A 16,123-nucleotide genomic window follows, 5' to 3' on the forward strand; every position below is an offset into this window, starting at 1 on the left:
ATTGATACTACTTCTAATTATATTGTCGAATATTCATGATGTCATTTGGGGGAATTTTAGTCTATTTTCAATAGATAATCTTAATTGTTTTTACTTCTAATGAGCAGATCGATACTGAAAAATCTATATTTTCAGAGTATTAATCACAAAAAACAAACCATTATACCAGGACCTTATATCCATATAAATTGGGAAATATTGAAGATCCTTGATATACATGCTACCCAGACATGCCACATTTTTCTCTAGATCGGATAATTCGAATTATCATTTGGGAAAAACTAGACTATCAAATTGAACTAAACCATTTTAATAACTTTCAGCTAAAATATGAAAATACACAAAATAATAAATCGAATTACCCAGAACCAAAAACACATCCGTTGCTCATCGTTCTATAAATTACCCCAATACATTCCCTATTAAATTTATGAGATGATTTTTATAATAGTAAGAAAATTCGATCCACTTACTTAATACCTATCAAGGAGGAGTATATCATTTGGACAAGAGCAAGTTAGTAATAAAAGCAGCCACAACCGGACTGTCATTGGGGATGGTATTCAGCACAATATCCTATTCCCCTGAAAGTGCATTGGGGGAGACAGTAGAAAAAACTCCCGTTTCTCATACGGAAATGCTCAGTAAACTTACTGATAACCAAAGAAAGGCCTTAAAGAACTTAGAATTAAACAACAAAACAGGGCTGCAGTTACCCTCTGCTGTCAACCTTGATACCGATGAAGAGATCTCTATTATTGTGGAGTTACATCAGAAGCCGGTCAAAGCAGCTCAACTTCTAGCAAGCACAGAAGGAAAGAATCTGACAAAAACAGACGCTAAAAAAGCCATAGACCAAGAGCAAAAGAAGTTTAAAGAAGAACTTGGGGCAATATTCAAAAAGGAAAAGACCAAAGAAGAGTCATATAACATTAAATATCATTATACTGAGGCGTTTAATGGAGTTGCGATCACCTTACCAGCAAATAAAGTAAAATCATTATTACAAACTCAAACTGTAAAGACGATTTGGGGGAATGAAACATTTAGAATTGATCCACCTAGTTCAACTGAAGTAACAAGTCTCGGTATCTCTACTAGAATGGAAGATAGTAATCCATACCTGGGAATTGATCGATTGCATGAAGAAGGTTTGACCGGTAAAGGACTCAAAATTGGTGTCATAGATACTGGAATAGATTATAATCACCCTGATTTAAGAGAAGCCTACAAAGGTGGATATGATTTTGTAGATAATGATGAAGATCCAATGGAAACAAGCTATCAGGACTGGAAGAATGCTAAATTCAAACCAGAATTTTCAATGGGACATTCTTATTATACGGAACACGGTACTCATGTATCCGGAATCATTGCCGGTCAAGGTACAAATGGTAGTGACTATGCCACGAAAGGCGTAGCTCCTGATGCAGACATTTATGGGTATAGAGTGCTGGGCCCATATGGCAGCGGGACCACAGAAAATGTGCTAAAAGGAATCGACCAAGCAGTAGAAGATGGCATGGACATCATTAACCTATCATTAGGTGCTTCCATCAATGATCCCTATTTTCCGACCAGTGTCGCGGTTAACAATGCCGTCCTTAGTGGGGTAACGACAATCGTAGCTGCAGGAAACGCAGGTGATGAAGCCTATACTCTTGGATCACCAGGATCTTCTGCACTGGCATTAACGGTTGGTGCAAGTGATACTCCACTTGATATCATTACATACGAAGGTCAGCTTTCATCGCAATCTGTTACCCTACAGTTATTAGGAAAACACTATAGTGATAAAATAGAAGATTTCGAAGGTCAGGCACTGCCAATCGTAGAAGTCGGATTAGGAAGGTCTGATGATTATTCCGGGAAAGATGTACATGACAAAATCGTTCTTGTAAGTCGCGGGGAAATTACGTTGAATGACAAGATCAAATATGCAAAGCTAAATGGGGCTAAAGCGATCATGATCTACAACAATAACGAAGAAGAAGGGCATATCCCTTACTTCCTGGGTGAAAATAAAGATTTCATCCCGACATTCAGTTTAACAAAAAGCGACGGAGAAACATTACTTGAAAAACTGCCAAATTCTGACGAATTCATGTTTAATAAAATCGGCACCGTTCAAACAGAAGGTGATCATTTAGCCGATTTCAGCTCAAGAGGACCTTCTAAATTTAATTATGATATCAAACCTGAAGTGACAGCTCCTGGAGTCGGTGTTCAATCCACTGTTCCTTCTTACATGGTCAACCCTGAGGATGTGGACAACTATGAGTATGCGTATCAGCGATTATCAGGAACTTCCATGGCTGCTCCTCAAGTAGCCGGGGTCGCTGCCCTCCTATTAGAATCCAATCCAGATTTACAGCCAGAAGACATAAAAACAATCCTGATGAATACGGCTGATCCTTTAAATGGGGATTATAGCGTCTTTGAAGTGGGTGCAGGAAGAGTCGACCCATATGAAGCGATCCATTCATCCATGCAATTCCAGGTAATCGATGAGACAACCAACATTGCAAATGGAGAAGAAGTCATCATTGATGAGAAAACAGGCTCCATCAGCTTTGGCCTCCAATACAACGATGGGAAACATATTCGTGATCAGCGCACAATACAAGTAAGCAATCATGGCAAAGAAAAGAAAACCTTTACAGGAAAGGTTGAATTTACAAGTCAATCCCTGAATGCAAACAAGAACGGTGTTCAGGTTGTATTTGATAAGAAAATCTCGGTTAAACCCGGAAAATCCAAGAAAACCAATGCCTTTGTCATGATTCCCAAAACAGCAGATCAAGGGTTTTACGAAGGATACATCACCTATGTAAATGAAAACGATTCAGATGAAGTCTATCAAATTCCGTTTTCGATCCGTGTTGCTGGAGAAGGATTTGACTTCTTAGTATTTGATAAACAAGTATTAACCACCAATCCAGGAAGCTATTTTGGATTTTTCCCTGTTGCTGCCTTTGGTTTCCAGTTGAATTCCAACGTAGAGCAAGTGGATGTTGTGTTAGCTGATGGAGAAACAGGTGAAGATATTGGGTATGTCGGAAATTTCGATGGTAGTGACTTACAGATCGGTGTCCCATATGGTTTATACGGTTACGGAGGGAATTATTATCCGTTTACCGGGGATGAGGATTATCCAATCCATCTAAAGGAAATGTTCGCCAAGCAAGGACACTATAAATTGAAATTTATTGCAACGAATGAAAATGGCAGAACCTTTACTGAAGAAGAAGACATTTTTGTCGATAATACGAAACCTGAATTTAAAACGAGTATTGATGATAAGCTTGTTTATGAATTCTCAGAAGGTCAAGAATCCTACCCAGTAAGCGGAACATTAATTGACAAGGAAGTAAAGGATATTCAAGATGCAGGTATTGACATTAGTCAGGCAGATAATTTCATCTATGAATATTTGTACACGATGCTTCCTGAATATAGAATCTTCCCCGATGAAGATGGTATGTTTGAAATGGATATCCCTCTTGTCAGACCGACAAATAATATAGCAGCATTGGATGCTCTTGATGCTGCGACGAACAAAACGGAAAAAAAGACGTATCATTTTCTTCCTGAAGGTACTTCCTACATGACAGGAACCTACGATAAGAAGTCCGCTAAACCTGGAGACACTGTTACATTTACGATGACAGCCAACAATGTTAAACAATTAAAAGAAGCGAAGTTCACTTTATACTTTACTGATTCGATGGAAATTCTCGATATTAAAAAACATGATGCGTTAGCCGGTTACGATGTAGATGTACAAACTGATATGTCTATTGGTTCAGTTTCTAATGCCAAGGTAGACCTTACCCTTAACGGAGATCAAGAGATTACAGGAGAACTTCCAATGCTGGATGTTACCTTTAAAGTGACCGATAAGAACTGGACGGACTATGCAGGGTTCAACTTTACCAGTAATCGATACATTGACACGAATGGAGACATCATCACGGCACAAGGATATATTGAAGGTTTGAAGCTGCTCAAACAAACGGGTATTATCAGTGGGGGATTTGTCGGTCAAGGTTTCTTAAATCCTGACACTTCCGTTGATTTTTCGAGAGACTATACGAAAGTCGGTGCTTCCGTTGCGTTGAATAGTCCAAACGGAAAAGAATACACAGCTGGAATTACTAATAGAGCAGGCTTCCGTTTCGATAACATACCGGTAAATCCTGAACCATATACACTAAAAGTGAATATCCCGGGTCACTTCACATATTTTAAAGAAATCATGGTGAGTAAAGAGGAAGATGGAGAAATTACCGGGACATTGACATCCATCACTGCGTTTACGTATGCAGGTGATGTGAATCAAGACGATGTCATTGATATATTTGATGCGCTATACCTGAAAGAAAAATGGCAGACTGATGATCGTTCCGCTGACATCAATTTAGATGGCATTGTCGATCAGAAGGATTGGAGTTATGTAGAAACGAATTATCTGACGAGAAACCATACATTGGATGAATTAAAAGACGCTGTTAAAAGTCATCAAGGTATGACATTGGAGAAAGTGAAAAAGGAATTAGGGATTACAAACTAATGTAAGAAATCCGTACCCGTGATCTAAGGTTCGTGGGTACGGATTTTGTGTAAGTGCATAATAAATGGATCTTGAATTAACGATATATTCTATTACTTTAATGAAAAAAAGCCCAGAATAACCTTATTTGAAGGCTATTCTGGGCTTAAATAATTAATGTTTAACCGTTATTTTCTTCGGTTCGGACGTTAACGATAATCCTGTTTCATCTGTACCTGTGACGGTTACATAGTAGTCTCCATCCGGATATTCAGAATCAGGGCTCCATTTTAACCCATAAATGGAATGTTCATTTTTGATATCCGCATACTCTACCACATTACCTTCTGCATCTGAAATCTCAAAATGCCAATCCATTCGTTTATATCCGAAGACTGTGATGGAAGCTGGCTTCGATTCATTAATATTTGTTCCTGAAACATGCATATAATTGATGAATGGACTTGCATGTAGAAGCTCCTCATTTCCGCTATATCCAACACCTACATTACGCAGACCATCAATAGCAGACACCATGACAATCTCAGGCTTTTCAGCCGTAATATACTCAGTTGCATTTGAGTCCACTGATTCACGATAGCCATCATTGATCCAAATAAAACTACCTATATAACCGCTTCCTTCTTCATTTACGTCCCACGTGATTTTATACTTCCCATCAGGTTGATCGGTTACTTTGATATTTTCAACAACAGGCGCTTCTGAATCAATATTGATTGGAATTTTTGTCTGCTTGGGTTCTGCCCCTTCATAATTTAATGTACTTTCATAGACATAATAGTACTGACCATCTGGAAGAATGTTTCCATCATCGTCTGTCCCACTCCAAAAGATCCCGTCGAAACTATAATAGTAATCCCGATAGCTCATAATATTTTTCCTGAAAGCATACGGGGTTCCATCTTCGGTGTATTCACTAAAGTTTGTAATGGTTGAGACTGTATTCCCATCCTCATCTTGAATACTTAGAGACATTTCCTTTACGTTACGGAATGCAGTGAACGATGGATAAATGCCTGTGGCAATCGATTTTGGTGAATACCCTACCTGTTTTGGATCAAAGCTATTTGTATTCTGATCGAATCCTAATGGAAGCTGCAGCATATCATTCCACAGGACTGTATACCCTAGATAAGGATTACCTTCCACTGGACTTTCATCAATATTATCAAGTGAGTCCCAATCACCATAGAAGCCCATGTATGGCATGGTTAGGGAAGGAGTCCCTTCATTCTTCGGTACAAGTCTCACAAACCCTTCTACGAATTGATTATCGCGGAATTCTTGTGGAAGTTCAATCGAAACGTTTAATTCTACGTCCTTGTCTTTAACAGAAATCGACGTTCCATTTTGATCAGATACCTGTTTACCATTTACATTAACTTTTGCGTTCTCTACTCTCTCACTGGATAGAGTAAGGTACTCGTTGCTTTCGTCTACAACTCCATCTTTGTCTGTATCGAATTCCTTCGTCACAGTACCATCTTTTAATACATCAACATAAACGTCATATTCTGTTGGCTTTGCAACTTTCACGGCGAACGGAACTTGATATTTCTCCGTATTATCTTCTTCATTTACAAACATGATATAGCCTTCATATATCCCTTCTTCTGCTGTATCTGGGATCGTCAAGAAAACATTCGTTGTCTTTGACTTTCCTGATTTCACTTTTACCTTGTTTGAAACGGAAATCTGTACGCCATTCTTTTTGGCATCATTCGATAAATCCGAATATTCAATGGAAGACGTGAATGTCTTATTTTCTGAACTTAAGTTTGAAATTTTAATAACGGCATTTTCTCTGATGTGAACACCTTCTAAATACTTGGTCTCAAAGTTTAGGTTCTCTTTTGATTGATTAATCACCTGGAATGTTACATCCGAGTCATCTGGTGTTTCATTACCATCTTTGAAAACACTAAATTCATTGCCTTGAAATGGTTCTACATTTAGGGAAAAGTTGAAGTTGTTATCTACTTCTTTTAAGGCAACGGATCCAGATTGCTCTAATGATGCGTCTTTATTCGATACTACTGCAGGTGTCGAGATTGCATTCTCGATTTGAATGATTCCTGCTCCTTGTCTTCTTGGAGAATAAGGAATAGTTGAATCTGGCTCGTAAAGAACCTCCGATGTATTCATTAAAGCATTCTTTGCTCTTAATACCGTCTCTTCTTTTTTCGGTAAACTTAGCTCTTCATAGTATTTTTGAAGAAGTAAAGCTGCTCCTGCTGCAACATGCGGACTGGCCATAGAAGTACCGCTCATTGTTTCATACTGATTGTCCAGCACCGTTGAGCTGATTTTCCCGCCTGGTGCAGTAATTTCAGGCTTAAAGCTTAAGTCTGTGGGTGAACCAAAAGAAGAGAATGTTGACATCGGCTCCGTTGCAGGATTTTGCACCCAGAGTTCTTCATTAGTCAATCTAGCTGTTATATTTTCCCCACTTTGTAACTTCTTTACCAGCTGATTAGCCTCCGCTTGGTCCGTTGTCACTGCTGGAATGGAGTATGGAGAAAAGTATACGTTCGGATAAGAGGCAAGTTCATTTGGCGGAATCATGATAACAGCGACTGCTCCCATCCTTTCGGTATTGGATTGAAGATAGGAGTAAGTACCGTATGGTTCTGGCGGATTTGCAATCGCAATTTTCCCTTCCAAATCCATATCCTCCACATCATCCCTGGAACCTTCCCCAACGAAAACCAGCTCATAATCCTTTTCTGTATCCAATGTGTCAATCAGCTTTTTAGAGCTTGATTGAATTTGATAGCCCAACATGCTTCCATCGCTTAATTTGAGAGCATCGACCCTCATCTGATCGTTTTCTGATGAAGCAACCTGAAGGGCATAAGGAGTAACCCCTGGATCACCAACAAGTCCAATATCAGGATTCTTCGCCAATGGTAATTGAGATCTTTCCAGCAGATTTTGCTTCGTGCTGTAGGAAGCATTACCTGCCGCAGCTACGACTAGTACACCTTGTTCAGTAGCATATTGGATTGCGCGTTGAACCGGATCATTGGAATCGACTATACCCGCCTCGGACCCTAAACTTAGATTGATCACATCTGCGCCAAACTCAACAGCATGATAAATCCCAGCAGCAATGTCATCATCGTACGCGTAACCTCTAGTATCAGAGAACACTTTTTCTGCCAATAGCTGTACATCTGGTGCTATACCCACAGCTTTTCTCTGGGATTCTTTAAACGCGCCAACAATCCCTGCTACATGAGTTCCGTGAGAATCACTTGCAGGAATGACATCATTATCTTTGTCTGCCCAGTCATACCCTGTTGGTACTTTATCCGTATACCAAACATCATTTACATCCGTTTCATCAAGCTTCCCCTGAATGTTTTCCACATTATACTTTGCTTTCTTTTTCCCTTTGTCCGAAAGCTGCAGGGCTTCATGCTTGTAATCTATCCCTGAGTCCACAATGGCCACGACCATTCCGTCTCCACTGTAATTGTATTTTGTCCAAACATTCATAGCCTCAACGACTTCTTTGCTGTCCACAACGGTGTGCTCATACGTATTCGCAATACGGATATCCTTAACGCCGTCTACTTTTTTAATCTTTTCTGCTTCCTTCATTGTCGTTTCCATGCTGAATCCATAGAACCCTTTGGTATAGGTATGTACGACCTCTGAGGAAACATCTCTTTTTTTCATAAAAGTAGATTTCACTTGCTCTACCTGTTTTTCAGGTAATTCATTTACTTCCTTATTGATATCGACTTCCACTATTAACCTTACATGTTCGGCTGGATCAAAAGATTTAATTCCCTTCCCATATAATGGGTGATTCCCTTCATCTTCTGTTAAATCAGCCAATGGCAGATTTGCCTTTTGTGCCCGAGGTATGGCTGATTGACCCTCTTCTGATAGATAAAATTCGGCACTTGCTGGTGTCACAAAACCACTGATAAGTAACACGATCATAAAAACAATGGATAGCTTTCTTTTTAATATCCCTCTCATCTTTTCACCCTTTTCAAATAATTAATACTCCACCTTTTACAGATATAGTAGATTCATAGTTGAAGGGCATAGCCAAATGAGCTTATGCTGTCATTGAGAAGTTCAGACATCTACATCAGACTAGCACTATTGAAAAGCAATTATGTGTTCATCTTTTGCCATCCTTACATGTACCCCTTCCACCTCCTCTTTCTTTCTACTGTAAAATGATGAACAACTCTTCTTTCATTCTCATTAAAAAGAGAAGCATTTCCTATTGGGGTTTAATTAAAGCTTTATTTTTTTAGAAAATAGGTAATTTTCAGTTTACAACAGAGATAAATACATATTTTTTTATTTTACTAGTGAAAAATGGATGGAATATATCCTATTGACTTGGGGTTTTGGTTATAAAACAAAGTGAAGAATACGGGAGTTTCGAGAGAGGATAAACTTAATTAGGAATATAGTGTGAGAAATAATTTTTGGCACTAGAGCAGTCACTCTATCATTGTTTGATACTTTGTGTCGTTTCCAATTTAGAAAAAAGCCAAGAACAACCTTAATTGAAGGCTATTCTTGGCATATAAATTAATGTTTAACCGTTATTTTCTTCGGATCAGACGTTAACGATAATCCCGTTTCATCTGTACCTGTGACGGTTACATAGTAGTCCCCGTCTGGGTATTCAGCACCAGGGTACCATTTCAATCCATAAATTGAATGTTCGTTTTCAATATCGGCATATTCTATTACATTGCCTTCTGCATCCGAGATTTCAATATGCCAATCCATTCGTTTGTAACCAAAGATCAGGATGGATGCAGGCTTGTTTTCATTGATGTTATTTCCAGATACATAGAAGTAATTGATAAATGGATCTGCATGCAGCAGGTCTTCATTACCGGTATAACCAACACCAACATTACGGAAATTATCCATTGCTGACACCATTACAATTTCAGGTTTTTCATCAGAAATAACCTCTTTGGACCCATCTGCCACACTCTTGCGTTTGCCGTTTACCCAAACGAAGCTTCCGATATAACCGCTTCCTTCTTCTATGACATCCCATGTAATCTTATACTTTCCATCCTGTTGATCGGTTATTTTTATATTTTCAACACTAGGTGAGACAGAATCCAGATTAAAAGGTATTTTCGTTTGTTGAGGCTCCGCTCCCTCATAATTCAACGTACTCTCATATACATAATAATAGTTTCCATCAGGGAGAAGGTTTCCTTCATCATCTGTACCGCTCCATGATATTCCATCGAACTTATAATAATAATCTCGATAGCTCATGATATTCTTTCTAAAGGTATATGGACTTCCATCTTCTGTATACTCACTAAAATTAGTTATGTTGGAAACTGTATTTCCTTCTTCATCTTGGATACTAAGAGACATTTCTTTCAAATTACGAAATGCAGTGAACGAAGGATGTATACCCGAAGCAATTGACCTAGGCGAATAACCAACCGCGTTTTGATCAAATTTACCTGTCTGTTGATCATAACCCAATGGAAGTTCGAACATGTCATTCCATAAAACTGTATACGCTAAATAGGGATCTCCATTCACTGGACTCTCGTCGATATTATCGAGTGAATCCCAATCACCATAAAAGCCCATATAAGGCATCGTTAAGGAAGGTATCTCTTCGCTCTTTGGTACTAGTCTAACAAATCCTTCTACGAATTGATTGTCACGGAATTCTTGTGGAAGTTCAATCGAAACGTCTAATTCTACAGCCTTGTCTTTCACTGAAATTGACGTTCCGCTTTGATCGCTGACCTTTTGTCCGTTCACTTTGACTGATGCGTTCTCTACTCGTTCGCTAGATAAAGTTAGGTACTCGTTGCTTTCGTCCACAACGCCATCTTTGTCTAAATCGAATTCCTTCGTCATTGTACCATCTTTTAATACATCGACATATACGTCATATTCTGTTGGCTTTGTTACGTTAACAGCAAATGGTACTTGATATTTCTCCGTATCATCTCCTTCGTTTACCAACGTGAGATAACCTTCATATATCCCTTCTTCAGCTGTTTTTGGTATAGATAAGAAAACATTTGTTTTCTTTGATTTTCCAGCTTTCACTTTTATCTTGTTTGAAACGGAAAATTGTACTCCATTCTTTTCTGCGTCATTAGACTGGTCTGTATACTCAATAGTTGACGTGAACGTCTTATTTTCTGAACTTGAGTTGGAAATTTTCAGGGATGCAGATTCACGGATGTGAGCCCCTTCTAAATACTTCGTCTCAAAGTTTAGATTTTCCATTGATTGATGGATCACATCAAACTTAACGTCCGATCCCTCAAGGTTTCCTACTTTTTCTCCATTTTTGAATACACTAAATGTATTACCTTTTAATGGTTCTACATTTAGCGAAAAGTCGAATTGGCTTTCCACTTCTTTTAATGCAACAGAACCTGCTTGCTCTGATGAAGCTTCTTTATTCAATACGACCGCTGGTGTCGAGATCGCACTCTCGATTTGCATTAACCCTGCTCCTTGTCTTCTCGGAGAATAAGGTACTGTTGAATCTTGCTCGTATTGAACGATCGAAGTATTCATTAAGGCAAGCTTTGCCTTTAACGTAGTTTCCTTGGATTGAGTAAGTCCTTTCTCATACATTGATTGCAGTAATAAAGCAGCTCCACCAGCTACGTGTGGGGTAGCCATAGACGTACCACTCATCGTTTCATATTCATTGTTCAATACGGTTGAACTAATTTTCCCGCCAGGAGCTGTAATTTCCGGTTTAAAGCTTAAATCGGTCGGTGAGCCGTAGGAAGAAAAGTACGACATTGTTTCCGTTTCAGGATTTTGCACCCAAAGTCCTTCATCTGACAATTGAGCGGTCACCTTCTCTCCATTTTTTAACCTTTCCACCAATTGGATAGAAGTATCTTGGTCAGTTGTCACGGCTGGAATGGAGTTAGCAGAGAATATCAATGTAGAATATGGCGTAAGGTCATTTGGTGGAATAACAATTAGTGCTGCGGCACCCTTTTTCTTCAAATCATGTTGAAGCGTTGAATAGGTGGAATACCTTGCTGGTTTGGCAATAACAACTTTCCCTTCCAAGTCCAAACCTTCTAGATGTTTCCCAAATCCTTCACCAGCGAAAATGAGATCATACTCCTTATCGGCTTCTAACGTACCAATCAATTTTTTCGCATATGGCGATATCTGATATCCTAACAAGCTTCCATCACTTAGACGAAGAGTATCGACTTTCATCTGATCGTTCTCTGATGAAGCAACCTGCAGTGCAGCTGGTGCAATCCCTGGATCACCAACGAGTCCGATATCAGGATTTTTCGCTAATGGTAATTGAGAACGTTCAAGTATGTTCTGCTTCGTGCTATATGAAGCATTTCCTGCAGCAGCTACGACTAGCACTCCTTGTTCAGTAGCATATTGGATCGCTCGTTGGACAGGGTCGTTCGGATCCACCACCCCTGCATCAGATCCCAAGCTTAAATTGATGACATCCGCTCCGACCTCTACGGCATGATAAATACCTGCGACAATATCATCATCATACGCACCGCCGCTATTATCGGAGAACACTTTTTCAGCTAAAAGCTGTACATCCGGTGCGACTCCGATCGCCTTTTTCTGGGATTCTTCATAAGCCCCGACAATTCCAGCAACGTGTGTACCGTGGGAACTACTAGCCGGTATAACATTGGTATCTTTATCTGCCCAGTCATAACCTGTCGGTACTTTGTCCGTATACCAAATATCGTTTACTTCTGTTTCATTCAGTTTCGCTTGAATATTCTCTTCATTATACTTTGCTTTCTTCTTCCCTTTTGCGGAAAGTTTCAGAGCCTCATGCTCATAATCGATACCTGAGTCTACAATCGCAACGACCATTCCGTCTCCACTGTAATTGTATTTTGACCATACATTCATCGCTTCCACAAGTTCATTGCTCTTTACATCCATGTGTTCATACGTTTTCGCGATACGGATATCCTTTACTCCGTCTGCCTCTTTGATTTTATGTGCTTCTTTCATAGTCGTTTCCATACTGAATCCATAAAAACCTGTTGAATACGTATGTATGACTTTAGAGGAGCTATCTCTTTTTTTCACAAACGAATTTTTCACTTGTTCTACCTGTTTTTCAGGCATAGATTTTGCCTTTTCATTTACATCGACTTCGACGATTAAACGAACTTTTTCATTTGGATCAATTGAAGTCCCATCCTGTCCGTATAATGGATGGTCTCCACTATCTTCAGCTGAATCAGCTATAGGCAGTTCAGCTTTTTGTTTGTTAGGAACTGCTGATTGTCCGTCTTTTGAAAAATGGAATTCTGCACCTACTGGTGTTACAAAGCTGCTTAACAGTAAAACGAACATTAATGCAATAGATAGCCTTCTTTTCAAGGAACCCTTCATCTTCTCACCCTTTTTTATAAATTTCATTATTTATTACACATGATGAAGAATCTTAGAAGTAGATTAGGATTATGCTAGTACAGCATAGTCCCTAGCAATCAAGTAATATTTCTGTTTGAAACAGGATGCTCCAACTATTAGTAAAAGACATAGATAACAGATGCAAGCTACGTGATTTGAAATCTCCATGATAGATGCCGTCTATACTATTTGTGTCAAACTCCCCCTCCTTTTCTATCAATCTAGAAATAGTGAGCACCTCTTAATACATGTTCTACTGAAATCGACATTTTCCTATTGGGGGAAAATAAGAGAAAGTTTTATAAACAATAGGAGTTTTATCCTTGAATGCTTCATTAAATGTTTGTATTTCACCTGTTGACAGTGACAAAAGAACGAAAGAATAATTAATGATTTGGGGAAAACCCTCGAATCGTTGTGGAAAAAAGGAAGAATGATAGGATGAAGGATCAATTTATGATCAATAAGTTTCCAGTATGTTGAGAAGACTCTTTTCGCAAAGATTGTTGTTTTTTATCAAAATATCTGATTGGCTCTGTCTATTAGTGTGTGCTGGATGGTGAGGGAACTGCTACGCTTGCAGCTAGCGTTCGGCCAAGCCTCCTCAGCTTAGCCGAACGGGGTTCTCGGCACGACCGTACTTCTGCAGGGAGTCTACGCAGTTCCCCTCACCATATTCAAGAGAATTTTCGTGACATATCTAAAAGGTGTAAAAATACTCTTTAAAAAATGTTGTTGCTTAAAATTTTTGTTTTTTTATTTTTTTAAAGAAGCATGCTCAATAAGTTGATTGGAGCGGAAGGATGCTCGACTCCTCGGGAATAGCTGGACAGGTGAGACCCCGGAGGCGTACCGAGGAGACTCACCGCCAGCCCCGCGGAAAGCGAGCATCCTGTAGCGGAAATCAACTACTACTTTCTTCATTAAGATAGCAACAGACTTTGCGAAAAAAGTCATAAAAAAATGCTAAATTGGATAGATGAAAAGCTTCGCCGGGTTTCTTTACAATAAACATCTGGATTCTATAATAAATGATAGGTACAAGGGTAAGAATGGTACTTGTAGTATCAGGCGTTTTCGTAAACACTGTTGCTTTTTTAGCCAGGAGAGCAGTGGTTGATTCCGAACCAATTATGAAGGTCCCTACTCGTAAATCTTTGAATGGATCCACAAAATTAGAATTGCATTCGTTCATTAAAACTGTTCCACTCTACTCTAATTCTTGGAGGGGTTACAATTGACCACTATCATTGACAAACTAAAATTGACCAAATATAAGAATATGGCTGTCCTTCATCAGCCTGATGATTACACGATCTTTTTAGATATGACGGCGACTCTTTCGGAGAATCATGACGCTATCTTTATTTTTGTTAATACACTGGGGGAAATGACTGAAAATATAAACAAGGTCCTTCAGAACGAAAAAGTCCTGCTTCCAAAAGGGTATCTATTTTTCGCCTATCCGAAAAAAGGGAATACTCGATTTGACACCTATATTCACCGTGATGAGATTTTTCCGGCACTAAACGTTGGAGAAGATGGTTATATCGGGGACAGCGATATCAAGTTTTCACGTATGGTGAGTATGGACGATGTCTTTACGGTTGTCGGCATGAAACGTGAAAAGAAAAAAGTAGCAAAGACACCTGCTGCCAGTCAATGTGTTGCAGATTATGAGGATAATGTAAAGGATGTTGTAGCATTGCTAAAAGACCATCCGGCAGAGTTAAAGTTCTATCAAAACCTGACTCCTGGTTATCAAAAAGACTGGGCGAGACAAATCTTTTCTGCTAAACAGCAATCCACACGTGACAAAAGAACCCATCAGATGATTGAAATCTTGTCTGAAGGATATAAGACGCTGGATTTATATCGTAGAAAAAAGAAGCAGGAAGAAAGAATCGAGTGAGTCGACTTTGTGATTCACTCGATTTTCCCTATCCTCTTTACATCTTTTCTAAATATAAAGTGCCGATCACTAGAATCGGCGCAATGATCATTCATTATTTAATGGAAACTGGATTTGCATCAGAAATGGAAGGTGGGATAATCCCCATTTCCCCTCTTTAATGCTGCGGATTTTCTTTATCTTTCATATCACCTTCATTACTACCCGCGCTTGCCATATCAGCATACTCCCACTTTTTTAAATTTGCTTTTACCTTGATCTCACCTTCAATATTTTAGTTAAAAAGCATAATAGCCGTATAAAAACCTTCCAAAAAGCACACCATAAGTTTGCTCTATATTTCAACTAGGGGTGGGAAATCATGGATTGGTTTGGCCACAGTCATCAATCTTTCCATTTTAGCTTGTTTTCTGTAAGTCACGTTGTTACGTTATCAATCTTTATTCTTGTTGCAGTCATCATTTTTCTATACCGAAAAAATTTGAATGATAGTAAATGGAGAAGTATTGAAAAAGGAATAGCCTATTCCTTGATTTTAATGGAGATCATGAATCATGTATGGATGTATGTACATGGAGTATGGAAATTCGGCCGTTCCATGCCTTTAGAGTTGTGTAATATCGCTGTCATTTTATGTATCTGTTTACTATTGACCAGAAAAAAAATATTCTTTGAATTATTATTTTTTATTGCTGTTTTAGGTGCGACACAAGCAATCATTACTCCCGCATTGACATATGATTTCCCTCACTTTCGATTTCTTCACTTTTTTTATTCCCATTTGTTCGCCGTATGGGTAACGTTGTATTTTACGTTGGTAAAAGGGTATCTCCCAACATTCAGGTCGTTTACAAAACTTATTGTCTTTATTAACCTCCTAATGCCGATCATCTTGTTCGTAAATAAGCAGGCAAACGGAAATTATTGGTTTTTACGCCACAAACCAAAAAGCCCAAGTCTATTTGATGTACTGGGACCGTATCCATGGTATATCTTAACGCTTGAAAGTGTCTTAATTGTAATTAGCGTGATTACATGGCTCATCTTACGAAAAATGCGGGGAACGATCTCAGCCTGAAACAAGACAATGATTCTATTTGCACAGTGCTAAAAAAGAGATCCTTTGTTTCTTAGATGAGCGTTAGAGGAAAGGTTCATTCATAAAAAATAGAGTGTTTAAGGAATTAATTCCTAAACACTCTAACAGATTCGTATAA

6 protein-coding genes are annotated in these 16,123 nt (G+C 38.8%); 4 read left to right on the forward strand and 2 right to left on the reverse strand.

Annotated features, from left to right (window positions below; genetic code table 11):
• The first annotated feature begins 502 nt into the window (after nucleotides 1-502).
• Nucleotides 503-4,573, forward strand: a complete 4,071-nt coding sequence (locus tag ACYH0O_RS21430) for a S8 family serine peptidase (protein ID WP_482630250.1) — start codon at nucleotides 503-505, stop codon at nucleotides 4,571-4,573.
• A 153-nt stretch (nucleotides 4,574-4,726) separates the two neighbouring features.
• Here ACYH0O_RS21430 and ACYH0O_RS21435 read toward each other — a convergent pair whose 3' ends face one another.
• Together ACYH0O_RS21435 and ACYH0O_RS21440 are read right to left on the reverse strand one after the other, a co-directional pair.
• Nucleotides 4,727-8,566 (reverse strand): S8 family serine peptidase, encoded by a 3,840-nt coding sequence (locus ACYH0O_RS21435; RefSeq protein WP_482630251.1) that lies wholly within the window; start codon nucleotides 8,564-8,566, stop codon nucleotides 4,727-4,729.
• Between the two features lie 570 nt (nucleotides 8,567-9,136).
• Nucleotides 9,137-13,000, reverse strand: a complete 3,864-nt coding sequence (locus ACYH0O_RS21440; RefSeq protein ID WP_482630252.1) for a S8 family serine peptidase — start codon at nucleotides 12,998-13,000, stop codon at nucleotides 9,137-9,139.
• A 1,276-nt stretch (nucleotides 13,001-14,276) separates the two neighbouring features.
• Here ACYH0O_RS21440 and ACYH0O_RS21445 point away from each other — a divergent pair.
• The 3 genes from ACYH0O_RS21445 to ACYH0O_RS21455 all read left to right on the forward strand — a co-directional run bounded on the left by ACYH0O_RS21445 (nucleotide 14,277) and on the right by ACYH0O_RS21455 (nucleotide 15,984).
• Nucleotides 14,277-14,906 carry a YdeI/OmpD-associated family protein gene (locus ACYH0O_RS21445; RefSeq protein WP_482632639.1) on the forward strand — a complete coding sequence of 210 codons (630 nt, stop codon included), beginning with the start codon at nucleotides 14,277-14,279 and terminating at the stop codon, nucleotides 14,904-14,906.
• Nucleotides 14,903-15,067 carry a hypothetical protein gene (locus ACYH0O_RS21450; RefSeq protein WP_482630253.1) on the forward strand — a complete coding sequence of 55 codons (165 nt, stop codon included), beginning with the start codon at nucleotides 14,903-14,905 and terminating at the stop codon, nucleotides 15,065-15,067. The genes ACYH0O_RS21445 and ACYH0O_RS21450 overlap by 4 nt, the downstream gene beginning before the upstream one ends.
• A 200-nt stretch (nucleotides 15,068-15,267) precedes the next feature.
• Nucleotides 15,268-15,984 (forward strand): YwaF family protein, encoded by a 717-nt coding sequence (locus ACYH0O_RS21455; protein WP_482630254.1) that lies wholly within the window; start codon nucleotides 15,268-15,270, stop codon nucleotides 15,982-15,984.
• The last annotated feature ends 139 nt before the right edge of the window (nucleotides 15,985-16,123 follow it).

It is taken from the genome of Rossellomorea sp. H136, assembly GCF_056838065.1.

What these genes read in the sequence shown, in the direction of transcription:
- ACYH0O_RS21435 (WP_482630251.1), bottom strand. Translation starts at nt 8,566, where the DNA reads ATGAGAGGGATATTAAAAAGAAAGCTATCCATTGTTTTTATGATCGTG.
- ACYH0O_RS21440 (WP_482630252.1), bottom strand. Translation starts at nt 13,000, where the DNA reads ATGAAATTTATAAAAAAGGGTGAGAAGATGAAGGGTTCCTTGAAAAGA.
- ACYH0O_RS21445 (WP_482632639.1), top strand. Translation starts at nt 14,277, where the DNA reads ATGGCTGTCCTTCATCAGCCTGATGATTACACGATCTTTTTAGATATG.
- ACYH0O_RS21455 (WP_482630254.1), top strand. Translation starts at nt 15,268, where the DNA reads ATGGATTGGTTTGGCCACAGTCATCAATCTTTCCATTTTAGCTTGTTT.